24 protein-coding genes are annotated in these 23,702 nt (G+C 56.1%); all 24 read left to right on the top strand.

The window, feature by feature from the left end:
- The first annotated feature begins 17 nt into the window (after positions 1–17).
- The 24 genes from copC (at position 18) to Cte04_RS19915 (ending at position 23,369) form a co-directional block, all read left to right on the top strand.
- Positions 18–404, top strand: a complete 387-nt coding sequence (gene copC / locus Cte04_RS20030) for a copper homeostasis periplasmic binding protein CopC (protein ID WP_003078546.1) — start codon at positions 18–20, stop codon at positions 402–404.
- Between the two features lie 4 nt (positions 405–408).
- On the top strand, positions 409–1,335 hold the full coding sequence (gene copD, locus Cte04_RS20025; protein WP_003071641.1) for a copper homeostasis membrane protein CopD: 927 nt from the start codon (positions 409–411) through the stop codon (positions 1,333–1,335).
- 284 nt (positions 1,336–1,619) lie between these two features.
- Complete coding sequence (locus Cte04_RS20020) at positions 1,620–4,139, top strand: heavy metal translocating P-type ATPase (RefSeq protein ID WP_083526773.1); 2,520 nt, start codon at positions 1,620–1,622, stop codon at positions 4,137–4,139.
- Positions 4,140–4,262: 123 nt separating this feature from the next.
- Positions 4,263–4,586, top strand: a complete 324-nt coding sequence (locus Cte04_RS20015) for an ArsR/SmtB family transcription factor (protein WP_029158336.1) — start codon at positions 4,263–4,265, stop codon at positions 4,584–4,586.
- Between the two features lie 46 nt (positions 4,587–4,632).
- A complete protein-coding gene (locus Cte04_RS20010) occupies positions 4,633–5,139 on the top strand; it encodes an arsenate reductase ArsC (RefSeq protein ID WP_019042276.1) in 507 nt (168 codons plus the stop codon).
- Positions 5,140–5,260: 121 nt separating this feature from the next.
- Positions 5,261–6,550 (top strand): arsenic transporter, encoded by a 1,290-nt coding sequence (locus tag Cte04_RS20005; protein WP_019042277.1) that lies wholly within the window; start codon positions 5,261–5,263, stop codon positions 6,548–6,550.
- 25 nt (positions 6,551–6,575) lie between these two features.
- A complete protein-coding gene (arsC, locus tag Cte04_RS20000; protein ID WP_019042278.1) occupies positions 6,576–7,007 on the top strand; it encodes an arsenate reductase (glutaredoxin) in 432 nt (143 codons plus the stop codon).
- Positions 6,994–7,710 carry an arsenical resistance protein ArsH gene (gene arsH, locus Cte04_RS19995; protein WP_019042279.1) on the top strand — a complete coding sequence of 239 codons (717 nt, stop codon included), beginning with the start codon at positions 6,994–6,996 and terminating at the stop codon, positions 7,708–7,710. The genes arsC and arsH overlap by 14 nt, the downstream gene beginning before the upstream one ends.
- 9 nt (positions 7,711–7,719) lie before the next feature.
- Positions 7,720–8,904 (top strand): MFS transporter, encoded by a 1,185-nt coding sequence (locus Cte04_RS19990; RefSeq protein WP_019042280.1) that lies wholly within the window; start codon positions 7,720–7,722, stop codon positions 8,902–8,904.
- A 19-nt stretch (positions 8,905–8,923) separates the two neighbouring features.
- Positions 8,924–9,973: an ArsO family NAD(P)H-dependent flavin-containing monooxygenase gene (locus Cte04_RS19985; protein ID WP_019042281.1), complete on the top strand. Its 1,050-nt coding sequence runs from the start codon at positions 8,924–8,926 to the stop codon at positions 9,971–9,973.
- A gap of 86 nt (positions 9,974–10,059) precedes the next feature.
- On the top strand, positions 10,060–10,410 hold the full coding sequence (locus tag Cte04_RS19980) for an ArsR/SmtB family transcription factor (RefSeq protein ID WP_034359702.1): 351 nt from the start codon (positions 10,060–10,062) through the stop codon (positions 10,408–10,410).
- A 33-nt stretch (positions 10,411–10,443) separates the two neighbouring features.
- A complete protein-coding gene (locus tag Cte04_RS19975; RefSeq protein WP_197565159.1) occupies positions 10,444–11,508 on the top strand; it encodes an NAD(P)-binding domain-containing protein in 1,065 nt (354 codons plus the stop codon).
- Positions 11,509–12,045: 537 nt separating this feature from the next.
- Entirely contained in the window at positions 12,046–12,777 is a 732-nt protein-coding gene (locus tag Cte04_RS19970) for a DUF3577 domain-containing protein (protein WP_080731525.1), read from the top strand.
- Positions 12,778–13,160: 383 nt separating this feature from the next.
- Positions 13,161–13,835, top strand: a complete 675-nt coding sequence (locus Cte04_RS19965) for a DUF3275 family protein (protein ID WP_019042162.1) — start codon at positions 13,161–13,163, stop codon at positions 13,833–13,835.
- Between the two features lie 453 nt (positions 13,836–14,288).
- Positions 14,289–14,573 carry a hypothetical protein gene (locus tag Cte04_RS19960; RefSeq protein WP_003054979.1) on the top strand — a complete coding sequence of 95 codons (285 nt, stop codon included), beginning with the start codon at positions 14,289–14,291 and terminating at the stop codon, positions 14,571–14,573.
- A gap of 214 nt (positions 14,574–14,787) precedes the next feature.
- Positions 14,788–15,021: a hypothetical protein gene (locus Cte04_RS19955; protein ID WP_019042161.1), complete on the top strand. Its 234-nt coding sequence runs from the start codon at positions 14,788–14,790 to the stop codon at positions 15,019–15,021.
- 101 nt (positions 15,022–15,122) lie between these two features.
- Positions 15,123–15,683: a hypothetical protein gene (locus Cte04_RS19950; RefSeq protein WP_019042160.1), complete on the top strand. Its 561-nt coding sequence runs from the start codon at positions 15,123–15,125 to the stop codon at positions 15,681–15,683.
- A gap of 77 nt (positions 15,684–15,760) precedes the next feature.
- Positions 15,761–16,888, top strand: a complete 1,128-nt coding sequence (locus tag Cte04_RS19945; protein ID WP_019042159.1) for a DUF6094 domain-containing protein — start codon at positions 15,761–15,763, stop codon at positions 16,886–16,888.
- Between the two features lie 845 nt (positions 16,889–17,733).
- A complete protein-coding gene (locus Cte04_RS19940) occupies positions 17,734–18,030 on the top strand; it encodes a hypothetical protein (protein WP_230629851.1) in 297 nt (98 codons plus the stop codon).
- 223 nt (positions 18,031–18,253) lie between these two features.
- A complete protein-coding gene (locus Cte04_RS19935; RefSeq protein WP_029158312.1) occupies positions 18,254–18,601 on the top strand; it encodes a hypothetical protein in 348 nt (115 codons plus the stop codon).
- Positions 18,594–18,845, top strand: coding sequence for a hypothetical protein (locus tag Cte04_RS19930; protein WP_019042155.1), 252 nt, complete (start codon positions 18,594–18,596; stop codon positions 18,843–18,845). The genes Cte04_RS19935 and Cte04_RS19930 overlap by 8 nt, the downstream gene beginning before the upstream one ends.
- Positions 18,846–18,905: 60 nt before the next feature.
- On the top strand, positions 18,906–19,502 hold the full coding sequence (locus Cte04_RS19925; protein WP_019042154.1) for a hypothetical protein: 597 nt from the start codon (positions 18,906–18,908) through the stop codon (positions 19,500–19,502).
- 101 nt (positions 19,503–19,603) lie between these two features.
- On the top strand, positions 19,604–21,997 hold the full coding sequence (locus Cte04_RS19920; protein ID WP_034398723.1) for a DEAD/DEAH box helicase family protein: 2,394 nt from the start codon (positions 19,604–19,606) through the stop codon (positions 21,995–21,997).
- Between the two features lie 301 nt (positions 21,998–22,298).
- Positions 22,299–23,369 carry a CAP domain-containing protein gene (locus Cte04_RS19915; protein ID WP_157082201.1) on the top strand — a complete coding sequence of 357 codons (1,071 nt, stop codon included), beginning with the start codon at positions 22,299–22,301 and terminating at the stop codon, positions 23,367–23,369.
- Positions 23,370–23,702: the final 333 nt, after the last annotated feature.

The raw sequence follows: 23,702 nt of genomic DNA, 5'->3' as shown, positions 1-23,702 counted from the left end.
TTAGATAGGAGTCTCTCATGAACCGCTCAAACCTGGTCGCTAAGTTCATCGCGCCAATTGCCGCAACACTGTTCGCTTCCGCAGCATTTGCACATCCTTCGTTAGTTTCCTCCTCTCCTGCGGATAAGTCGCAGGTCGCGGCACCTGCCACGATTGAGTTGAAGTTCTCGGAAACGCTGGTTCCTCAGTTCTCGGCAGCGAACTTGATCATGACGGGGATGCCCGGAATGCCGAACCACGGCGCAATGAAGGTCAGCGCAAGCGTCTCTGGCGCTAGCGATGGCAAAACCATGGTCATTACTCCCGCTCAGACGCTTCAACCCGGTGCCTATCGCGTGGATTGGCGTGCAGTGTCGTCAGACACACACCCTATCAATGGCAACGTCACATTCCAGGTGAAGTAAGCAAATGGCCGAGGATTGGTTCACCATCGTATTGCGCCTTGCGCTGTATCTGGACATGGCTGCAGGTTTTGGCGTCGCCATGTTCAGCGTCTATGCCCTTGGCCACGACGAGCGATCCTTGGCAATTGCGCGTCGCTATCGCGTTTGCGTTGGTGTATGTGCAGTAATCGGGATTGGACTGTCAGTGATTGGCATGACAGTCCTTGCCAAGGCCATGTCCGGTGCGCAAACTTACTCCGAGTTGTCAACGCATATCTTCGAGATGCTCATCACCGGCACTCACATGGGCCTTGCTTGGTGCATTCGTATTCTTGCGCTAGCGCTTTGCATCTTGATTGCCCTAGTGAAGTTCAATCCAACGTTTCGCTTCGTTGCCATGTCCGTATCTAGCGGTGTAGCGCTGGCGACACTGGCCTGGGCTGGTCATGGAGCGATGGACGACGGAATGCGTGGATACATCCACCTTGCTTCAGACATCTCCCACCTCTGGGCAGCAGGTGCATGGGTCGGCGCGTTGCTTGCTTTTTTGATCTTAGCCACAAGTAGGGCAAATGCGACACAGGACACCGTAGCCATATTGAGCCGCACATCAAACGGCTTTGCCCATGTCGGAACGCTGATCGTTTTCGTTCTTGCAGCCAGTGGCGTAGTCAACTATGTATTGATCGCAGGGCCTTCGCTTGATCCGCTTGTTTCAACACTCTATGGTCAGTTGCTGCTAGGCAAGCTAATGCTGGTTCTCGGAATGCTTGCATTGGCAGCAGCAAATCGATTCCGGCTTAGTCCAAGTCTGGAGGCATCATTGGGCTCAGGGAATCGTGCGCAAGCAGTCTCTAAGCTACGCCAGAGCCTGTTCATGGAAGCAACACTGGCAGTTCTGGTTTTGGCGAGTGTGGCTTGGTTAGGGATTCTTTCGCCAAAAGGAATTTGAACCTTTAGATCACCCACCGACAGCTGACACGGGGACTGCACACGGAGAGGAAGGGTGCATCGCTTCGGAGGATTCATGCTTGGATGATCTCCGTGCCATGTAGTCATGACAAAGGCCACCTCAACCCCAGAATCATTTCTTGGATTGAGATGGCCACAAGCACCGTACTCAGGTTGCGGTACCTCAGAAGAGGTGGACAGAGTTATTTCTCAAGCAGATTCTGGCTTGACATTCACATGGTGTAAGAGCCAAGAATCGATCCAACATCGCGAAGGGCCATCTGCATGCAACATCATCAGCATCGATCTTCTTCAGAATCAGTAGAGTTGGAAAACACCAAAACTGACGCCGAGCCTTTGCAAGATCCTGTTTGCGGCATGACTGTCTCTCCACAGTCGGCCCATCGGATAGTTCACGAAGGACGGATCTATCGCTTCTGCAGTGACGGTTGCCAGCAAAAATTTGCTCGGGGCCCTGCGCAATTCATATCGAGTAACGAGCAGGCTGATCACGCAGGAGGGGACACAGTCTATGTATGCCCAATGCATCCTGAAGTCCATCAATATCATCCGGGGCGCTGCCCCAAGTGCCAAATGCATTTGGTACCTGAGGCCCAGTTACGCAGCTCGCACGAACATGCTCACGTGGCTGCAAGTCATTCAGATCAGAAATCGTTTGATGACTCGGGCGTGGTTCCGGGCGGAACGATCTATACCTGCCCGATGCATCCGGAGGTTCGGCAAGATCATCCCGGAAACTGCCCCAAGTGCGGAATGACCTTGGAGCCACTGATCCCGGTTGGAGAAGAGGACAACAGTGAGTTGCAAGACTTCCAACGGCGATTCTGGTGGACGCTACCACTCACCCTGATTGTTACCACTCTGGCCATGTTCGGACACAAGTTCGGCTGGTTCACTATGCAGACCCAAACATGGGTCGAGTTGACTCTTTCCCTGCCCGTGGTGCTATGGACGGGCTGGCCCTTTTTTGTTCGAGGCTGGCAGTCAATCATCCACCGCAGTCCGAACATGTGGACGTTGATCAGCTTGGGATCGGGAGCCGCCTTTGTCTACAGCCTCGTAGCGACGCTGGCACCTGGTGTGTTTCCCGACTCGTTCGTATCCATGGGCCGTGTAGCTGTTTATTTCGAGGCAGCGGTGGTCATCATTTCTTTGACCATGTTGGGGCAGATCATTGAGCTGAAGGCTCGTTCTCAGACCTCGGCCGCTATCAAATCATTGCTTAGCCTAGCTCCTAAGACGGCAAGGCGTATCAATGCAGATGGCAGTGAGGAAGATGTTCCCCTCAGCCACGTGCATGTCGGAGACTTGCTGCGCGTACGTCCAGGCGAAAAAGTACCCGTGGATGGCATTGTCACGGAAGGCCAAAGTGCCGTTGATGAATCGATGCTCACAGGCGAGCCAATACCTGTGACAAAGCGCGTTGATGACAAGTTGATCGGCGCCACACTCAATACGAGCGGTGCTCTGGTCATGAGGTCAGAAAAGGTGGGCACTGCCACCATGCTCTCCCAGATAGTTCAGATGGTTGCATCGGCCCAACGGTCTAAGGCACCGATGCAGCGAATGGCCGACGTAGTGGCTGGAAAGTTCGTTCTGGTTGTCGTGCTAGTTGCTGTAGTGACCTTCTTCGTCTGGGGAATTTTTGGCCCAGAGCCCAGTTGGGTGTTTGGGTTGATCAATGCCGTCGCGGTACTCATCATCGCCTGCCCATGTGCGCTAGGTTTGGCCACACCCATGTCAGTAATGGTGGCCACAGGGCGCGCTGCAGAGCAAGGCGTTTTGTTCCGTGACGCGGGCGCCATAGAAAAAATGCGTGAAGTGGATACGCTCATCGTAGATAAAACGGGCACCCTTACAGAAGGTCGGCCTGCGTTCGATAAAGCGATTCCTACTGCAGATTTCACCGCTGACGAAGTTTTGAGGCTTGCCGCTAGCTTGGATCAGGGTAGCGAGCATCCGCTTGCGGATGCCATCGTCCGAGCTGCACGTGAACAAGGCTTGCAACTCGCTAAACCAGTGGACTTCGATTCCGCCAGCGGTATTGGTGTACGTGGAACCGTTGAGGGGCGGCGCTTGGCATTAGGCAACACCACATTGATGGCTCAAGAAGGCGTTTCTGTATCTTCCTTGCAAGCGGACGGAGAACGCCTGCGAGGAGAGGGCGCAAGCATCATGCATTTAGCGGCTGATGGGAAGTTCGCGGGCATTCTGGCGGTAACAGACCCTATCAAAGCTAGCACTCTGGATGCCATCCAAACGCTTCATGCAAGCGGCTTGCGAATTGTCATGGCGACCGGAGATGGCTTGACTACAGCTAGGGCTGTCGGTGCCAAGCTTGGTATTGATGAAGTACATGGCGAAGTGAAGCCCGCTGACAAGCTTGCTCTCGTGGAGCGATTGCAAAGTGAAGGCCATGTGATTGCCATGGCTGGTGACGGTATCAACGATGCGCCGGCCTTGGCAAAAGCTGATGTAGGTGTAGCCATGGGAACAGGGACCGACGTAGCAATGAACAGCGGTCAGATCACGCTGGTCAAGGGTGATTTGCGTGGCATTGCCCAGTCGCGTGAAATCTCAACTGACACAGTGCGCAACATGCGGCAGAACTTACTATTTGCCTTTATATACAACGGAATTGGTGTGCCGATTGCTGCGGGAGTTCTGTACCCGTTCACTGGGTGGCTTCTTTCGCCAATGATCGCAGCGTTAGCAATGAGCTTAAGTTCAGCATCTGTGATCTTCAACGCGCTGCGGTTGAGTAAGTCGAATCGCCTCAACTGAATTAGCGGCCAGTGTCTACGAAATCACTGATTCGGCCCCTTTCGCCATAAGCTGCATTTATGGAGGGGTCGACTTTGCTCATAGCTCTATACATCAATTCAATAATTGATGTATTATCAACTCATGCAAGAAGCAAAAGTCATTCGCTCACTCTCCGCTCTGGCCCATGAGGCCCGATTGCGCGTATTTCGCGCCCTTGTTGTGGCTGGACCTGAAGGCCTGACACCTAGTGCCTTAGCTGAGCGGCTCGGCATCGCGCCGAACGCGCTGTCCTTTCATTTGAAAGAGCTGTTTCATGCCGACCTGGTCACCCAGGAGCGGCAGGGCCGAAACGTGCTCTATCGCGCGGCCTTTCCCGTGATGAACGATCTGTTGGCATATCTCACCGAGAACTGCTGCCAGGGCGCGGTTTGTACCGATGACGCCGTTGCGTCGTGCGAGTGCTAAGCGTCGCTGCAACCTTTTCCCATCCCTAAGTCCCGCTGCTAAAACCATGTCTGACAACAAAGCTCCCCTGAACGTCCTGTTCCTGTGCACCCACAATTCGGCACGCAGCATCTTGGCTGAGGCCTTGCTCAACGATATGGGCCAAGGCCGTTTTAAAGCCTATTCGGCGGGCAGCAGCCCCCGCGAGAATCAGCAACCCAATCCGCTTGGGCTGCAGGTGCTGCAAAAGGCCGGTGTCTCGGTCGAGGGCTTGCGCAGCAAGAGCTGGGACGAATTTGCTGTGCCTGGTGCGCCGCATATGGATCTGATCATCACCGTATGCGACAACGCGGCTGGTGAAGTGTGTCCGTTTTGGCCTGGTCATCCCGCCACAGCGCATTGGGGCTACCCGGACCCCTCGGAAGGCGAGGCCTCTGACGAAGCAAAGCTGGAAGCCTTCCGGCAGACGATGCACATGATTCGTCGTCGCCTGGAGCTATTGGTGAACCTGCCAGCGCAAAAGCTGGAGCAGGCAGTACTCCAGTCCACGGCGCGTGAACTCTCTTCGCACTAAATCCCGTTACTGCAATTGCGATCCAGATCCAGAGTCTGGATTGCAGCACCAGGCTTCACTGACGCCCGCACGCGGTGGGCGACTGATGCCGACTTATAGCTTTTTCTAGGACCTATACGTCATGTTGACGGCCATCCTGATTTTCATTTTCACCTTGACGCTGGTCATCTGGCAGCCGCGCGGCCTTGGCATTGGCTGGAGCGCCTCTATTGGGGCAGGTATCGCACTGTTGCTGGGAGTCGTGCACTTAGCTGATATTCCAGTGGTCTGGCATATCGTCTGGAATGCCACGGCTACCTTTGTCGCCGTCATCATCATCAGCCTTCTGCTCGATGAGGCCGGTTTCTTCGAGTGGGCTGCATTGCACTTTGCCCGCTGGGGTGGCGGCAGCGGAGTCAAACTGTTTGCCTTCATCGTGCTGCTGGGTGCTGCCGTTTCGGCCCTGTTCGCCAATGACGGAGCCGCCTTGATTCTCACGCCCATCGTGATGGCCATGCTGGTGGCACTGGGCTTCTCTACGGCGGCAACGCTAGCGTTCGTAATGGCCGCCGGGTTTATTGCCGACACTGCGAGCTTGCCGCTGATCGTCTCCAATCTGGTGAATATTGTCTCCGCCGATTTTTTCAAGATCGGCTTCAATGACTACGCATCGGTGATGGTTCCCGTCAATATTGCCTCGGTCCTGGCGAGCTTGGGTGTATTGCTGCTGTTTTTCCGACGCGATATTCCTGCCACTTACGACGTGGCCCAGCTCAAGTCGCCATCGGCTGCAATCAAGGATCTGGCCACCTTCCAGGCTGGCTGGGTCGTGTTGGTCTTGCTGCTGGTCGGCTTCTTCGCGCTGGAGCCCCTGGGCGTCCCTGTCAGCGCCGTGGCCGCCGTGGGGGCTGCGATCTTGCTGGCGGTGGCTGCGCGTGGTCATGTCATCAGCACCAGGAAAGTACTTCATGGTGCTCCGTGGCAGATCGTGGTGTTCTCGCTGGGGATGTATCTGGTGGTCTATGGGCTGCGCAACGCGGGCCTTACGGATTACATCGCCATGTTGCTGAACCAGTTTGCAGCCGGTGGCGTGTGGACCGCTTCACTGGGCACAGGCGTGCTGTCTGCGGTGCTGTCTTCCATCATGAACAACATGCCCACGGTCCTGATCGGAGCCTTGTCCATCGATGCATCCACGGCCACAGGGGCAGTCAAGGAAGCCATGGTGTACGCCAATGTGATTGGCTGCGATCTGGGTCCCAAGATCACGCCGATTGGCAGCCTGGCCACGCTCCTTTGGCTGCATGTGCTCGCCAAGAAAGGCACAACGATTGGCTGGGGCTACTACTTCAAAGTCGGTGCGGTGCTGACCATGCCCGTGCTGCTCATTACCCTCGCAGCGCTGGCTTTGCGGCTCAGCGTGGCGTCATGAACCTTTGCAACGGGAATCTAGCGCTATGAGCGACATCACGATCTACCACAACCCTGCTTGCGGTACCTCCCGCAATGTTCTGGCCCTGATCCGCAACAGCGGGGAAGAGCCCAAGGTCATTGAGTACCTCAAGACACCCCCTGATCGCGCCACCCTGGTGGGCCTGATCCAAGCCATGGGCATGCCCGTGCGCGATGTGTTGCGCCAAAAAGGTACGCCGTATGACGAGCTGGGCCTGGGCGAGCCCAAATGGACGGATGAGCAATTGATTGATTTCATGCTCCAGCACCCCATCCTGATCAATCGTCCGATAGTGGTCACCCCTCTGGGAACCCGCCTGTGCCGTCCCTCGGAGGCCGTGCTGGACATCCTGCCGCAGCCTCAACAGGCCGCATTCTCCAAAGAAGACGGGGAAGCCGTCATTGACTCGAAAGGAAATCGAATTGGCAAGCTCTGATCTACCGAACCTCGACGAACAAGTTTTTGAAAAGCCCAGCCTGGAAGGCCTGTTGCCCGCACAGCGTGCTGAGCACGCGCCGCGCATTCTGCTTCTGTATGGCTCGGTTCGTGACCGCTCCTATAGCCGACTGTTGACCGAAGAGGCGGCGCGCCTGCTGCGCAAGATGGGTGCCGAGACCAGGATCTTCGATCCGCGTGGCCTGCCGCAGCCCGATGGTGCCCCTGACGATCACCCGAAGGTCAAGGAACTGCGTGAGCTGGCTGTATGGTCCGAGGGTATGGTCTGGACGTCTCCTGAGCGTCATGGTGCGATGACCAGCATCCTCAAGGCGCAGATAGACTGGATTCCTTTGTCCGCTGGTGCCGTGCGACCGACGCAAGGCAAGACACTGGCGGTGATGCAAGTCTCGGGGGGCTCGCAGTCCTTCAATGCGGTCAACCAGATGCGTGTGCTGGGTCGCTGGATGCGCATGATCACCATCCCGAATCAGTCGTCCGTTGCCAAGGCATTCGCGGAGTTCGATGAGGCTGGCCGGATGAAGCCCTCTTCGTATTACGAACGGGTGGTGGACGTGATGGAAGAGCTGGTCAAGTTCACGCTGTTGACGCGAGACTGTTCGGACTACCTGGTGGATCGCTACAGCGAGCGCCGTGAAAGCGCTGAAGAACTGTCTAAACGGGTCAATCAACGCAGCATTTAAACAATACAGATGGCACTGAACCGCACGCAAGTCACAGTCATGCTCGGGATTGCCCAGACCCTGTCCTGGGCCTCGTCGTACTACTTGCTTGCGGTGCTGGCCACGCCAATCAGTCAGTCGACAAGCACCTCGTACTCTCTGGTGTTCGGCGCGTTCTCGGCAGCCTTGCTTGTGGCTGCAGCGGTAGGACCCATCGCGGGCCGGTTGATTGATCGCTTTGGCGGAAGGTCGGTGCTTCTCGCCAGCAATCTGGTTTTTGCCTGTGGCTTGCTGATGTTGAGCCAGGCCACGCAGACACTGCATATCTTCGTGGCGTGGGCGTTCATGGGCGTGGCAATGGGTAGCGGCCTCTACGAAGCCGCGTTTGCCAGTGTGGTGCACCTGTATGGTCAGGATGCACGCCCAGCCATTACCGGAATCACGCTTTTTGCTGGCTTTGCCAGCACCGTAGGCTGGCCGCTTTCCAGCTATCTGGAAGGCCTGTACGACTGGCGCGTCGTATGCATGTTCTGGGCCGCCTTGCACCTGCTGCTGGGCCTTCCACTCAATGCCTTGTTGTCGCGTGCCAAGCCCACCCCGAGGGAAGTGATCGAAGAGCAAAAGCCGCTTGGAGCTGTGTCCCAGGGCGGAAACAACGTGGGCATCAGTCTTAAGCGCACGGCCTATCTGATGGCCTACGTTTTCGCGGCATCCTGGTTCATCAGCACTGCCATGGCTTCCCACCTGCCTCAGATTCTTCAGGCCAGCGGTGCAACTTTGGCTGCTTCGATTGCTGCTGCTGCATTGGTCGGGCCTGCCCAGGTGGCGGGTAGGGTGTTGGAGTACAGCTTTCTCAAGAAGGCACACCCACTGCTTTCTGCTCGCTTGGCCATCCTTGCCCATCCGCTGGCCGCTGTCTGTCTGGGCCTTGCCGGTGCACCTGCAGCCAGCATTTTTGCCATCCTGCATGGTCTGGGTAACGGCATCTTGACGATTGCCATAGGCACGCTGCCACTCAAGGTGTTTGGCTCTCAAGGATATGGCCAGCGTCAAGGCTGGCTCATGGTGCCTGCACGCATCGTGCAAGCCGGGTCACCGTTTCTTTTCGGACTGGCTGTCGCAAACTGGGGCAGCCAGGCTCTGTGGCTGTCTTCTCTGCTGGCGATCAGTGCATTTGCGGCTCTGTGGTCCATGCGTGTGAGTCCACAGCAATAAAGGCAAAAGGAGGTCAACAATGTCATTTCACGATGTGATCATCGTCGGAGCTGGTCAAGCAGGCCTATCGGTGGCGTACTTCCTGCGTCGCTCCAATCTGTCGGTGCTGCTGCTGGATGCCGAGGAAGCCGGAGGCGGGGCCTGGCAGCATGGATGGGACTCGCTGAGGCTTTTTTCTCCCGCTTCCTGGAGTTCCATCGCGGGATGGCCAATGTCTGCTTCGGGTGAGCAATATCCAAGTCGTGACCATGTGGTTGACTATCTTCGCAAGTACGAAGCACGCTACGAACTCAAGATCGAGAGGCCGGTATGCGTCACAGGCATTGAACCTACTGAGCAAGGCTTCCAGGTCAATGCCGGAGTGAGAAGCTGGCATTCGCGTGCCGTTGTATTTGCCACGGGAACATGGCGAAATCCATTTGTCCCCAACGTTGAGGGTTTGATGTCCTTCAAGGGGCAACAGTTGCACTCAGCTCAGTACGCATCTCCTGAGCCGTTCACAGGCAAGAGGGTGATGGTGGTCGGCGGAGGAAACTCCGGCGCACAGATCCTGGCGGAGGTCTCGCTTGTTGCGCAGTCCACGACCTGGGTCACGCTGGAGCCTCCAGCCTTTTTACCGGACGAGGTCGATGGGCGCGTACTCTTCGAGAGGGCCACTGCGCGCTGGCAGGCCCTGCAGGAGGGTAAAGATCCAGAGAACCTGCCAGGTGGCTTTGGCGATATCGTGATGGTTCCCCCTGTCCTTGAAGCACGCCAGCGCGGCGTGCTGCATTCTGTCGGCTCATTTGAGAAGCTCACGGCGGACGGGGCTCAATGGGGCGACGGAAGTACCAAGCCCTTCGACGCGATCATCTGGTGTACCGGCTTCAGGCCTGCGTTGCAGCCTCTGGAGACTCTTGGCGTTGTCAACGAATCCAGAGTCGCGGTAGACGGCACCCAGGTGCGTGGCGTCTCAGGTTTATGGCTGGTGGGCTACGGAGAGTGGACCGGGCCGGCGTCGGCCACGCTCATTGGTGTCATGCGTACAGCACGTAGCACCGCCGAGGAAGTTGAGCAGTACCTCTCGTAGAGGGTTGTTTGTCCATGCTCTCTGGGGACATACTCGGGTGGGGGCAACCTTTACATGTGCAAACCTATACACATATGATTGCCACTATGTCCTCCGTAGTTTCAATTCGTACTCAGGCGATTGAGGCCGCAATTGCCTCGCTAGACAGCAACTTTTTTCGTGCGTTGTGTGAACCTGCACGAGTCGCTGTGCTCAAGCGTGTCATGCAATTGGGCAGAGCGGATGTGACCGCGATTGCAGCTGACCTTCCTCAAGAGCGATCCGTTGTGTCTCGCCACCTGCAAGTCTTGCTGGATGCACGGATCGTGCGAGCCACCAAAGTTGGTCGCCAAATGTTCTATGAGGTGGATGGTCCAGCCATCATTGCGCGCCTAGAAGGCATTCTTAAACATACTCAAGGCATAGCGGCACACTGCTGTCCCGCCACCTCACTGTAGACCGTGTCCATTTTTTTTCAATGAAATGTGTATATGTGCGCACAAATGAACAGTTTGAGTAAGAGGCACGATGTAATCGTCGTTGGTGGAGGCCAAGCAGGACTGGCCTGCGGCTGGCACGTGAAGCAGCGGGGCTTGGACTTCACAATACTGGACGAGCAGGATAAACCTGGGGGGAACTGGCGCCACTACTACGACAGTCTCACACTGTTTTCCCCTGCTTCGTACTCGTCTCTTCCTGGAATGCCTTTTCCTGGGGCACCCTCAGCGTACCCTCGACGCGACGAAGTAGTGAAGTACTTGGAGCAATACAGCAAGCATTTCGAACTGCCTGTGCAGCCGAACATTCGCATCGTGCGTGTGTACCGGGACAGCGGTGGATTTCGACTTCTCTCGGAAAATGGAACGGAGTTTTCTTCGAGAGCAATTGTTGTGGCGACTGGGGCATTTAGTCGCCCCTTCATTCCCAACATTGCCGGTCTCCACAACTTTGAGGGAACGAAGATTCACAGTTCGTCCTATCGAAATGTGAAGCCTTTTCTAGGGCAGAGGGTGGTAGTCGTTGGAGCCGCAAACTCTGCACTACAAATCGCCTACGAACTTGCGCAAGTAGCCAAAGTAACACTGGCCACACGCGAAAGCGTTCGGTTCTTTCCACAACGGATTTTGGGAGTCGACTTTCATTCTTGGCTCAAATGGACGGGCCTAGAAAGAACACGCTGGCTCAATGATCAAAGTACACCGGTGCTCGATGACGGCACTTACCGAAATGCACTTAAGTCTGGTCTGTTTGCTCACACATCTATGTTTGAGCGAGTAACGTCCAGCGGCGTAGTCTGGCCAGGTGGAGCAGAAGATCAAATTGACGGCATCATCTTCGCAACAGGTTTTCGTCCAAATCTCAAACCGTTTGAGCCACTGGACATCCTGGATTCACAGCAAGGCGTCAAGCAACATCAAGGGGTTTCTACTTCGAACCCAGGCATCTTCTTCGTGGGCTTGCCGAAGCAGCGAAACTTCGCTTCAGCAACGCTCCGCGGTGTTGGTCCTGATTCTGAGCAAATCATGGACTCCCTACACAAGTATCTCAATATCTAAGGCACCATCGGGCTCTACCAAACACCGACCCTATGTAGAGTCGTCCCAGCAATGCTCAAAGAGCGATCATCACTTGTACGTCTAGGTGCCAAGTTCTCCAACGACATGTGAATGGCTGTGGCCGGTGGTTCGCCGCCAACTTATGAGCAATGTGCAATCGACTAAAAATGTGAATCCTCAGTTGAGCGTCCGCTTTTCATACGTATGAACGACCGCTGCGGGTCGATTGCTGCCGGTGGTCAGTACAAGCAGGCCGGTCATCACGTCTCGGAATGATGGTCAATTAAGGCCAGCGCCCGCAAACTCGCCGCGCCAACTGTCAACACTGTTTGACGGGCAGAAATCTACCGTTTATTCTCCTGCACGTGAACGCCCTTGGGCACACATAGACGACTGAGCTTTTGAGAGTCGTCAACCGATCCCCCAAGGATCGGTCAAAGCATTACCTCGCAACCCGGATGGGGATCATCGCCCCATCCAGACCTTGCGGTCAGGTGTGGCTGTGCTCCGTCCAAACATTGGAAATTTGGAGTCATCATGCAGCAACAACAAGCACCTGCTCAACGTGAGTTTTTCAACCTGCACGCTAACGGCATTGGGTATTTGCACCGTGTTCGTTGGGTAACGCCCGCTGGTCGTGGTCGTAAGGCTGAACCGTTTCTCGCTTGCGCCATCAGTGCGCTGCGTGGGGCAACGGATTCTCCCGACTACACATACTTCGATCTGCGCGTGTCCTCTGCCGAGGCCATTGACCTGATCGATAGTCTGCAAAAGGAAGTTGATGAGCGCCGCAAGGTGCTGATCTCTTTCCGTATTGCTGACCTCTACGCTCACTCTTACGAGCGAGATGCGCGAGATCAAGGCGGACGCCCCACCGGGCAGAAGGAACTGGCCGGTCTCATCAAGGGCCGTCTTATTCTGGTTAACTCCGTTAAGGTCGACGGTCAGCTCGTGTATCAACGTGCCGAGTCGAATGCGGATGCTGCTCAGTCGGGCAGTCAACCGCATGGCGATGAGGCGTTTCACGATGAACGTGCTGGCAACTCTGAACAGGGTGGCCAAAATGAGCAAGCGCATGGACCTGCAGCGCAGGAACGTGCACCGGCTCAAGCTCCACGTCAGCAACCTCAGTATCGTGCTCCTGTTCCGCAGGGCCGTACACCTTCGGCGCCTGCGCGCCAGCCAGCTCGCTCAGGCGGGTACGGCATTACGCCTGGCCATCAAAGGCAAGGCGGATATGCTGATCGACGCGAACATGATTACGCGTAATCAGCAGTAGCCACCCACCCCTGAATTGCGAAAGCAATTCAGGGCGTGATTTGTGGCCCGAATACCCTGGAATTGCGCTATGCTCTCAGCCTTTCCAAGTGTTTGCCGGTATCACTCAAACCGGATGCTAGGCAACTAGCGAAGCAGGTGAGCCTCTGAAACTTGCGCGCCCTACGGGCCGAGGCACTTATAGACCGTACACACTTCACTCGTTGACGCACACCTCGAACCGGTGTGTTCTGTCTCATTCCCAAAGGATCGGAAGTCCTTTGGCAATTCCAAACAGCACTCCACAGGCATATGCGTGTGGAGTGTTTTTCTTTCACCCACGCGGGCCTGGCCCCGCGTTGGACTGGTGCTTCGCAATCTGATGGAGCAAAAGCTTGATAAAGCTCGAAAACGTGACGTTGCGTGTCAAACAAATTCGAGGGGGCCGCTACGGCGATTTCTGCGTCGGGGAGCTATTCCACGAGTGCTGCGAACTCAAGGTCAAGGATTCACTCCTGGATCAGTTTGAAGAAGGCGAGTATCACGGTACTGTGTGGATCAGCCGAATCTTCCTGCATCAGTACATTGCGTTTGGAAAAGCCGTCACTGAGATGAGAGCAACGCTGCATGACATGCAGCTCGATAGCGCCTCTGACGCTCCTGTCGAGACCGAATTGGCCGAGCCCGACCCACTGCTTGAATCGCCATCCCTGACGTCTCAAACGCCTGTGTGGTCCGCTCCGCTGCCCGCGCCGAGTACCGAGTCGAAGACCGAGGGGTCCACGCGGTTGGGCGAACAGATGCGAGAGCGCATTGAGAGAATAAAGCGTAACCCTGGGCAACCAACCCAAGCAATTGCACAAGCGTCCTCAGTCGAAGATGTAGGTCAGGTCGATACGCCCGATCTTCCTGAAGTGCTCCGAGAATACTGGGATCAGATCCGCGGTCTTCAACCAGTGAAGCTCGATCCCACTGTCGATCGCTCGATGTTGCGAGAGCAGACCAAGGCCATCGGCCAACTGGGCTCCTATAAATTTGTGTTCCAAGATCAAACTTGGCATCCAAAGTAAAGCCCATCGCCCGCATCAGCGGGCTGATCCATATGCGTGAACGCGCGTATATGGATCAGCCTACTGCCTGGTAGCCAGGCAGCGGGAAGGTGGAAATAGGGTGGCTGCGACCTGATGCGCAGCGGCTTTGCGATAGTGCGTGTCCGGTGAAAGCCAAGCCGGCCTCGTGACCGCGCCGTTCCTTGGCTGTCTGAGCCCGTTGTGACAGCCGGCCAGCCTATAGGCGGCCTGGGTACTGTAATCTGGCAATGCCGGGAGCCCGATGGGTTCCCAGAGTGTCTGCAGCAATTGCGGATCTTCTGGGAAACCATCTGACCATCAATATGGTTTCGCGCACTTTGAGCCCTTGAAAAGTGCTGGCAGCAATGCCCTGGGCATCATTTTTCTATAACCCTCGCGGGCACAACTGTCCGCAAGGGCCGGCGTGCCCGCTCCTTATCGGGAGGAGTCTCCATGGGCACACCTTCCAGCCTTAAGCTCATTGCCTGGTCTGAGGACCAGCGCATGCAAATGCATGACGCCTATCGCAAGTTCGTGGCGATGTGTACCGAGCAGGACTACGAAGCACTGATGCGACTGCGCGAGCAGGTTGCACCAGGGCAGGTTTGTTCGATCGTGACGCTGATCAGTTCGTGCTATCAAAAGCCGGAGCTGCTTGACGGCATGCCGTCGAGCTTGGTTCAACTATTGAAAGAGCGGAATTTGCCGCCGCCGTCTGCTGACGCATCCTCTTTCTAAGAATAGGTAGCGCATCACGCGCATCCATTTCCTCGAAAAGATGCACTAGGTCCAGAGGCTCCTCATGACGAGGAGTCCCTGTTATTACTCTCAACTGGGGACGCTTTTCAGTCATCTGGAAAGTGTCTCACGTTTTCAACCTCTCTCAACCCCGGATGGGCCGTGTCCCATTCGGGCGCGCTCGTCCTTTTCCCCCATCAACAGGAGAAAAGACATGACGCAAATCGTTCAATCGCAAGCAACTACTGGTGTGACTTTCGGCGTTCTCGCTGCTCAATGTGGCGAGGTTCTGCCGATGCAGGTTCTGCGTAGTGGAGGCGGCTTCTACCTCGGTACTTGTACCGAGCGTGGCCCGTTCACTCGTGAATCTCTGGAGACTTGGAATACCCAAGCCAAGGCTGAAAAGGCCTGGGCGAAGGGTCACTGGTCCCAGAAGGACCACCTTTAAACCCGTGCCAGTCCCTGAGAAATCAGGGCTGGCATTTTCTTTCCCTATGGGGCTTTGGCCCCTATGGGCTGGAGTTCCCTGAGCCTAGTTTGGAGGACTCTATGTCCATTAGTGCAAATGAAGCTGCGTTCAAAGAGCTTCTCCTGTGGACTCAGAATGAGCCCGCGCATCGCTATGAGATCTACGACACGCGTATGGAGGTCACCTACCGGCTCTATATCGCGAAGGACGCTATTGCGAAGGCAACTGAGTTGAGCTCGACAGCCTTCCAGTGTCGTCTCATGGACCGCACCGTGGAGCAGATCCGGTATGTCAATGGCATATGGATGCATGAAGGCGGCAGCATGCTGTCGACCGTGCAGAGGCTGTTCGATCATGAGGCGCTCTTTCATATCATGCGTCGCCTAGAGATGCGTGCTGAGATTGACGAGCTGCAGTCGCCAGACGTAGAAGAAGTGATGGCGCTTGCCGATACCGTGGCATTTCGCCGCATTCAAGACTTACCCGCTCAGCAGTCTGCAGCGTCCGTCATCGCGGTGCATGCACGCTCTAACCCTCTCTACCGAGAAGCCTTGAAGCGCGCGTTGCCGCGCCTCGACATTTACGGAAAGGTTCAAGAGCTTACCGGCGTTGGCCTTGATCCAGACGAGATCCCGTTCTAAGCGGTACTGAAGTACCACCTCTTTAACCAAGCCAGCTCTCCACAAGGAGACTGGCTTTTCCATTTCTGGAGCCGCCCATGGCCTTAATGTTCTCGCGCCTGGCGCACAACTATGTCAAAAACGGCTACTACCCCACGGACGAGGAATCCATACGCCGGATCTCAAACCTGCTGCAGATGCCCGAGAAGGGGGGCATACGCATGTTTGACCCTTGCTGCGGCGAGGGCAGCGCGCTCGCCGATTTACGGCAGCTACTGACCGTCGATCGAGGGCGAATCGGCGGTGCCGAGGCCTTCGGCATCGAGCTCGACCGTGACAGAGCGCGTCATGCAAAGGGAATCCTCGACCGTGTGATTCATTCGGACGTGCACGATGTCGTGCTCAAGCCGAGAAGCATGGGCCTGCTGTTTCTAAATCCGCCTTATGGCTTCGGCGTAGCCGATCAATCAGCCCAGCGCTCGCTGTTAGCGGAGGCTGATAAGGCCGAGCGCCTGGAGCGAACCTTTCTTCGCAAAACTGTGCCATATCTCGCCTACGGCGGAGTGCTTGTCTACATCATTCCGCACTACGCGCTCGACGACGAAATACGCAGCTACCTGGTGCGCAACTTTGAGGATCTGCGGATCTTCATGGCGCCAGTGCAGCAGTTTCGACAATGCATAGTGATTGGCAAGCGCTGCCGGGCAACCCATGCCACCAAGGCGGCCCTGCAGCCACTGACTGAGGCCCAAGCCTCGGAAGAGGGCGCCCCTGTCATTCCAGACTCCTGGGAGTTGGAGCCATATGTCATTCCTGCGCTGCAGGTCGATCAGGAGTTCGACTTCCACGCTGTGCAGATCGATGCCGAGCAGCTCGGCGACGAGCTGGACAAGTATGAATCGAGTCTGCTTTGGAGCGGGCTTTCATCGCAGTTCAGCCAGGTCGGCGGCGCTTGTCGACCGCCGTTGCGCGATCTGACGCCATGGCACCTTGCGCTTGCCCTTGCGGCTGGCCAGGTGGTCGGAATGATCCACGGCGCCGGCGGCAGAACTCTCCTGATAAAGGGGGATACCTACAAACGCAAGGAGCGCAAGGTGTCCGTTGACTTTGACGAGAAAGGTCAAGCATCGCAGACCACGGTGATGCTGGACCGGTTCGTCCCCGTCATCAATGCCATCGAGTTCACCCCCGACCACCGGCTGGGTCGGATCGTCGCCATCGCATAGCTTTTCTTTAACCACTGCTGGCCTCGGCCGGCGAACCGCAACCCCCTGGGGACACTTTCCCAGGGAAGGTTGTCCTCGTTCATTCACTTGATTGGAGATGACCTTGAGAAATGCTGTGAAGCCAGCACAACCATCGCAGCGCTATGACACACCGCTGTTTCGACCGGGCCGATGCGTAGCAACGCTGGGCCTAGACAACCTAATTTGCCAGGGGACCATCAATCCCCACGAGCTCCTGCAGCGGCACATCTGTGGCGATCCAGGCGAGCTGGCCAACACGAAGTTGGTCATGTTTGCGCGTGACTTGGAAGCGGCGCGTGGCCAGCGACTATCTGCATTTCTTGTCAACAGCGAGTATGTATGGGTCGTGACAAGTGCTGACTGGTCGGTGACAAAGCTGATGCTTTCATGCGAATGGAGCGCTGAAGCACGCGCAGCGTAGTTCCTTACTGGAAGCACGCTGTAAAGCTAACCACCCTTGGGGGCACTAGCCTCTAGGGCCGGTGGTCCCCGATTTTTTTAACGAGGACCATCATGCAAAAACAACCACCTACTACGGCGGCAGCTCCACTTTTTCAGTTGGGCCGCTGTGTGGCCACAGTTGGAGCCGACGATCTACTTCGTCGTCTCGCCCTCAATCCGTACGACTTGCTCTCTAGGCATGTGCGCGGGGATTGGGGGGACTTAGACGAGTCAGATAAGTCATTGAATCGACGGGCGCTTTTAGACAGAAGCCGTCTCATGTCTTCCTACTCGGTAGGCGATAAGAAGGTATGGGTCATAACCGACGCAGATTGGGCGGTCACGACCATTTTGCTGCCCTCGGAATATTGATGGCGAGCTCGATGAATACCTTCCAGCTGCTTGAACACATCCTCAGCCTCCATCTGCAGGGGCTGACGACGCAGGACGAGCTCATGCTCGAAGCGCTTGCAGAGTTGCCCTCCAAGATCCCCCACATCCTGGATGCGCTCAACAAGGCATGTGATGCATCAGCCAGTCTTGAGAACGTCATGCTTCATCTCGGGGAGCGCATGACGGAATCGGACCGGACGTTTCGCAACCTGGTTGCCCTCGATCTGTCACTGGCGCTTGGCCTGCTTGCTTCCAGCAGCAAGCCATGCATCAGTGATGGATTCTGATAGGACCCATTAAACCCACGAGAACCGGCTACAGCCGGTTTTCCCCAGCCTACCCATAGAGGTGAGCTGCGGAAAACCGTTTGACCTGTCAGAAACGGTTTTAAGGCGCGCTGAGCCATGAAGGCGCACCAGGTCGAGAGACCTTGGCATTTCTTCAACCACCCTTGCGGGCCTGTCCCGCAGGGGAGGGGCTCGCTCTATCCACTTGAACCAGGAGCGATCCATGAATACATCTTTTTCTAACAACATCCGTGATGGCCACCGTGGGAACACCGAGATTGATCTCGGCGACCGGCGCGTGCTCACCGTCTCAACACGTAAGTTGAATAGCTCCCTCGTCACATCGGCCTCTGTGTCATTGGTGGAGGGAGGTTTCAAGCGCTTTGTCATGGGCTTTGGCGGCGATGGCGATTTCAGCAAGACGCTCGTGGCTTCAAAGCCTAAGCGTGTGACTGAGAAGGTTGTCCGCGAACAGCATACGCAGGCGCTGACCCAGATCGAGGACCTCAAACTGCAGGTCGAGATGCACTACGACGCCTTGGAGAAACGCAAGGCGGCTGCCCATGCATGAGCTGGAGGAAGCAGCGCGGGATGTCGTTGACTCCTGGGAGTCGGGCGACCTTGCCGGTGCTGTCACGCAGCTCGGCAGGCTTCTCAACAACCAGGATCTGAATCGCGCTGAGTGCGCCGATGCAATCGCCCGTGCCAGGGAGATCCACGCCAATGACCAATGCGTCATCGATCCCTTGCCGCTGGTAGCGCCGGCGGAAGACGGTACCTACGTCGCCGCCTGGCTCTGGATACCGAATCCATAGTCTTTCATCCACCCACACGGGGCACGCCCCTTGTGGGCTGCTCCATAAAAGGAGCATTTCATGCAAAGAGCGCTTCACCGTATAGAGGGTTTCGCGGATCTATGGGCCGACGCTTGCCTGCGGAACGATGAGGGCGAGCTCATGTTTCTCTCGTTCTATGGGCGCGATGCTTCTGCCATGCAGTTCATCGCGGCTATGGAGCTGGGCAGGACTGAGCACGGAATCACGGATTTCACGTTGGTGAGCCCTGAAGGAACGCGTAACCATGTCCAGGTTGGATCTGCGGAGCGCCTGGGAAAGTTCACCGGCCGTCTACCGCGTCAGAACCTCTTTGGATCTTTGAACCATCTGTTCGTCTACGACAAACGCTTACAGGAGATCGACAAGCCCAACCGCATTGGCTGGGTGGTGTCCAATGTCGACGCCGGCATCGAGGAGAAGGTGTGGGCTCTGGTGAAAACCTTGGCTCCCATTGCGCTGCTCGATCACTGGCAAGGACCCTTGATTGCCTGGTGTCGAGAGAAGGGCGCTGTCCACGAGCTCGGGGGTGGCCTCTATCCGCGCATCGGAAATCTTCACGCGCTGCGTGTAAGTATTTCTGATCACTTCATTCGGCATGTAAGTGAGGGCGTTCGCAACCGCGTTCTCCTTCCTTAACTCCATCAAGGCCTCGCCAGAGGCCTTTCTCACCTTCATTCATCTAACCGTTGGGCGCGCACTCCTTTGTGGGGTGTGTGCTCATTTTTTTGGAGCAAACAATGAACGATTTGGCAATTGCTGAGCCCGCTGTGGCAGAGGCATCCACTACTGCGGCCGAGGCCGCCCCGGTGGTACAGGAAGTCGCTGATGAACTTGGCACGATCGAAGGCGCAGATTTTCTGGCCGAAGTGATTGATGAAACCCTGCCCCTTGGAGATTTCATACGCGAGTTTGGCCAAGGGCTGCTCGATCAGGTCCGGTCACAGAACCCGCCTGTCTATCTACCGCAGCGCGATCAACTGTCCGAGGTCTGGCTGGCCCGCCAGCAGATCCTCGACAATTTGAAGCGCAAGCCATTCAAAGAGCAATCCGAAGCGGTTCAGGCCATCGTAAAGCTCCTGGCTGATCGAGGCGAGCCAGCTGCGGTCTTGAACGCGGAGATGGGCACGGGCAAGACCATGATGGCCATCTGCGTGTCTGTGCTGCTTCAGCAGCTGCAGCGACGCAATCCTCGCACTCTTGTGATCTCACCGCCGCACCTTGTCTACAAGTGGCGGCGCGAGATTCTTGACACGGTACCCGGCGCTCGGGTCTGGATCTTGAATGGCCCGGACACGCTGCGCAAGCTGCTGCAGATGCGTGCCCGCTTGGGCATCACAACGAGCCAGCCGGAGTTCTTCGTGCTGGGCCGTGTGCGGATGCGTATGGGGTTTCATTGGCGTCCGTCCTTTATCGAGCGCACCATCCTCGTTGGTGGCCAGCGTTTCGTGGCTGCATGCTGCCCTTGCTGCATGCGGCCGCTCGAATCGAAGGGCGATGACGACGAGACCTTGCCCATGTCCGTACCCTTGGCCAAGCAGGTCCTCAGTGACCGCCGGCGAAAGTGCGAACACTGCAACTCGACGCTGTGGATGCTGATTCGCAATGGGCGGCCCATCGACTCTATGTCCGACCTGGTGCTCAACGCACTTCAGCAGATGCCAACCATCGGCCCGGTTTCTGCGAAGCGGCTGCTCAGCAAGTTTGGAGAGAAAACACTGGCTGCGATGCTGGAGGACAACGTCTACGAGTTCTTGAACTTGATGGACGAGAACGGGGAGCTGGTATTCAGCGACAAGCAGGCGAAGCGCATGGAGCGAAGCCTGGCCACGTTCGAGTTTTCAATCGGGCAGGGCGGCTATCAGCCCACGGAGTTCATCAAGCGCTATCTGCCGACCAACTACTTTGGTTTGCTGGTGGTCGATGAAGGACACGAGTACAAAAACGAGGGCTCGGCCCAGGGGCAGGCAATGGGCGTGTTGGCCAGCCAGTGCGAAAAGGTGCTTCTGCTGACGGGCACACTCATGGGCGGCTATGCGGATGATCTTTTTCACCTGCTCTGGCGCGTCAATCCCAGGGTGTTGATCGAGGACGGCTTCAAGCCATCCAAGACCGGCTCCATGGCTGCTGCGACCATGGGCTTCATGCGCGTGCATGGAGTGCTCAAGGACATCTACAAAGAGACCTCAACTACTTCCCACCGCACGGCCAAGGGTAAAGGCGTGACTGTTCGCACAAGCAAGGCTCCAGGGTTCGGCCCCGTGGGTATCTTGCGTTACGTGCTTCCCATTACGGTATTCCTAAAGCTGCGGGACATTGGGCAGAAGGTGCTGCCGGCGTATGACGAGTCCTTTGTTGACGTGCAAATGGGCGATGACCAAGCTGAGGCATACGCCGATATGTCGAGGAAACTGGTGCAGATCCTGAAGCAGGCCTTGGCCATGAAGGACAGCACGCTGTTGGGTGTGGTCATGAACGTGTTGCTTGCATGGCCAGAATGCTGCTTTCGTTCGGAAACGGTGAGGCATCCAAGAAGCAAGGAGCTGCTGCACATGCAGCCGGCTCTGTTCGATGATGTTGAATGCACTCCGAAAGAGGCCAAGCTCATTGAGCTCTGCATGGATGAGAAAGCCCTCGGCCGCAAGGTCCTGGTCTATTCAATCTATTCAGGCACCCGCGACACCACGGCCCGGTTGCGCATGCTGCTCGAAGCCAGGGGGTTCAAGGTAGCTGTGCTGCGTGCCAGCGTAGATGCGGCCAAGCGGGAAGACTGGGTAGCGGACCAGGTAGAGCGAGGCATCGATGTGCTCATCACCAATCCCGAGCTTGTGAAGACTGGCCTGGATTTGCTTGAGTTCCCAACGATCGCTTTCATGCAATCGGGATTCAACGTCTACACGATGCTTCAGGCTGCCAGGCGCTCCTGGCGCATTGGTCAGAAGCATGATGTTCGCGTGATCTTCCTTGGCTACGCCGGCACTTCACAAATGGAATGCCTGCGACTCATGGCCAAGAAAATCGCGGTATCGCAGTCCACCTCTGGCGATATGCCTGAGAGTGGACTGGACGTTCTCAACGACAACGAGGGCGAAAGCATTGAGATGGCTCTCGCGAGAGACCTTTTGACGATGTAGCCCATTTTGACCACAAGCTGTTTTCACAGCTTGTGGTCATTTTTTTTTTATTTTCGAGGCACTTGACAGACATACAATTGTCACGCACAGTTACACAAGGCTTCGTTGGAAATCTTCGCGTCACCCCTTGTGAGAAGCCCACAAGATATGTCCCACGCGGAGTACCAATGAAATAACGCCATATCGTTCCCCTGCACAGTCCATACCGACTGTCGCGTCTCTTCCAAATTTCCGTTCAATTTTCGCACTCGACGTTTCATTCGATCGAGCGCAGCTTTCATATTTGAAATAGAGGTTCCAGATGAAGATTTCCAGCACTTTGTCGATTGTTGCAATTGCCTGCGCACTCGCCGCATGCGGAGGCGGCGGTGGCAGCGACTCCGGGAACAGTAATGCTGGTGCCGGTAACGGTGGTGGAACTACCCCGACGCCAGAAACACCGACAGAAACCTATCCTTCTGACGCGCAACCGGGCAACTATGCAGATGTAAACCGGGCCAAGATCTTCGACATCATCAATAAGAACCGCGTTACGTGTGGTTTCGGTGCCTTGAAGCAGAACTCGTTGCTAGACACTGCCTCATCAGGTCATGCGAATTACCTGCGATTGAATGAGACTATCAGTCATACTCAGGTCAATACAAATCCTGGCTTTACTGGTGCGGATTTATTGGCGCGTGCCACGGCGGCAGGCTATCAGGCGACTACACTCGGCGAAATTGTTTCCAACGAGAATTCTGGATCATTATTTGCAGGAACTAGCCCCTCGGGCATTGAGACCTCTCCAAATCTTCCATCCGGTGAAGCAAGGATCAAAGGTCTTTTCTCTTCTGTTTACCATTTGTCGGCAGCCGCGAGTGAATGGGTGGAGATGGGGGTGGGCTTCTCTGTGTCGGGCAACAAGACTCCTATCGCTGGAGAGACTGCCTACTATGGCGTCGCTGTTGTGAATTTTGGCGTGCCAGCTGGGACCTCGACTCCTGTTTACACAGGTGGTAAGGTCCGCAGCTTCCCCTGCAACGGCACAACTGGCGTATCACCTCTCTTCGGTCCCGAGTCCCCAAGCCCCTATCCCAGCCGCGACTTCAACGCGTCTCCCATGGGAACGCCCGTCTATTTCAAGGCTGCCTATGGTGGCTCCATCGAAATCAAGACTGCTGAAATGGTTCAGGTAAGCTCGTCTGCTCCAGTGGCAACTAGAATCCTCAATTCCACGGATGACGTGAATAAGTTGCTTGCAATCGGCGAGGCGTTTGTTATCCCTGATAAGCCTCTGCTTGCGAACACCCAATACCGAATTACCGTAAGCGGCACATCGGATGGAAAACCACTGAATGAGGTGTTTGTGTTCTCCACTGGTACACAAAACTAAATCTTGTGATCATAAAAAAGGCCCTGTAGGGCCTTTTTTATTGCTCAGTCACCGCCACACACCGATCCGGTAGTGGTAGCCTGTGTCCCGGTAATGATTCCGTATGTATTCGAAGGGCAGAGGCTATGCCACCGACCATCAGAGCCGGCAAGCGAATAACCTCCGCCTCCGCTTTTGACCACGCAGACTCCGTATGTCCAAGCTGGAAAGCAGCCGCCTGTAGTCTGAAGGTTAAACGAGTTACTAATGGCTCCCTCTCCCAAGGAGCCATAGCCAGGAACAACAACTGGTAAATTTCCGCCAGGAGGACTCGGAGCCCATAACCGAACGGTG

It is taken from the genome of Comamonas terrae (assembly GCF_001544075.1).
GTDB lineage: Bacteria > Pseudomonadota > Gammaproteobacteria > Burkholderiales > Burkholderiaceae_C > Comamonas > Comamonas terrae.
Note: the sequence above shows the minus strand (reverse complement) of the source record. Positions and strands in the feature narration are given on the sequence as shown.

Bases quoted from the DNA above. Each gene is read 5' to 3' on its own strand.
- Cte04_RS19945 (WP_019042159.1), top strand. From the start codon at position 15,761: ATGGCCTTAATGTTCTCGCGCCTGGCGCACAACTATGTCAAAAACGGC.
- Cte04_RS19985 (WP_019042281.1), top strand. From the start codon at position 8,924: ATGTCATTTCACGATGTGATCATCGTCGGAGCTGGTCAAGCAGGCCTA.
- Cte04_RS20005 (WP_019042277.1), top strand. From the start codon at position 5,261: ATGTTGACGGCCATCCTGATTTTCATTTTCACCTTGACGCTGGTCATC.
- Cte04_RS20020 (WP_083526773.1), top strand. From the start codon at position 1,620: ATGCAACATCATCAGCATCGATCTTCTTCAGAATCAGTAGAGTTGGAA.
- Cte04_RS19925 (WP_019042154.1), top strand. From the start codon at position 18,906: ATGCAAAGAGCGCTTCACCGTATAGAGGGTTTCGCGGATCTATGGGCC.
- Cte04_RS19955 (WP_019042161.1), top strand. From the start codon at position 14,788: ATGACGCAAATCGTTCAATCGCAAGCAACTACTGGTGTGACTTTCGGC.
- Cte04_RS19935 (WP_029158312.1), top strand. From the start codon at position 18,254: ATGAATACATCTTTTTCTAACAACATCCGTGATGGCCACCGTGGGAAC.
- Cte04_RS19930 (WP_019042155.1), top strand. From the start codon at position 18,594: ATGCATGAGCTGGAGGAAGCAGCGCGGGATGTCGTTGACTCCTGGGAG.
- Cte04_RS19920 (WP_034398723.1), top strand. From the start codon at position 19,604: ATGAACGATTTGGCAATTGCTGAGCCCGCTGTGGCAGAGGCATCCACT.
- Cte04_RS19940 (WP_230629851.1), top strand. From the start codon at position 17,734: ATGAATACCTTCCAGCTGCTTGAACACATCCTCAGCCTCCATCTGCAG.
- Cte04_RS19950 (WP_019042160.1), top strand. From the start codon at position 15,123: ATGTCCATTAGTGCAAATGAAGCTGCGTTCAAAGAGCTTCTCCTGTGG.
- Cte04_RS19970 (WP_080731525.1), top strand. From the start codon at position 12,046: ATGCAGCAACAACAAGCACCTGCTCAACGTGAGTTTTTCAACCTGCAC.
- Cte04_RS20015 (WP_029158336.1), top strand. From the start codon at position 4,263: ATGCAAGAAGCAAAAGTCATTCGCTCACTCTCCGCTCTGGCCCATGAG.
- Cte04_RS19990 (WP_019042280.1), top strand. From the start codon at position 7,720: ATGGCACTGAACCGCACGCAAGTCACAGTCATGCTCGGGATTGCCCAG.
- Cte04_RS19980 (WP_034359702.1), top strand. From the start codon at position 10,060: ATGTCCTCCGTAGTTTCAATTCGTACTCAGGCGATTGAGGCCGCAATT.
- arsC (WP_019042278.1), top strand. From the start codon at position 6,576: ATGAGCGACATCACGATCTACCACAACCCTGCTTGCGGTACCTCCCGC.
- Cte04_RS19915 (WP_157082201.1), top strand. From the start codon at position 22,299: ATGAAGATTTCCAGCACTTTGTCGATTGTTGCAATTGCCTGCGCACTC.
- Cte04_RS20010 (WP_019042276.1), top strand. From the start codon at position 4,633: ATGTCTGACAACAAAGCTCCCCTGAACGTCCTGTTCCTGTGCACCCAC.
- copD (WP_003071641.1), top strand. From the start codon at position 409: ATGGCCGAGGATTGGTTCACCATCGTATTGCGCCTTGCGCTGTATCTG.
- copC (WP_003078546.1), top strand. From the start codon at position 18: ATGAACCGCTCAAACCTGGTCGCTAAGTTCATCGCGCCAATTGCCGCA.
- Cte04_RS19975 (WP_197565159.1), top strand. From the start codon at position 10,444: ATGTGCGCACAAATGAACAGTTTGAGTAAGAGGCACGATGTAATCGTC.
- Cte04_RS19960 (WP_003054979.1), top strand. From the start codon at position 14,289: ATGGGCACACCTTCCAGCCTTAAGCTCATTGCCTGGTCTGAGGACCAG.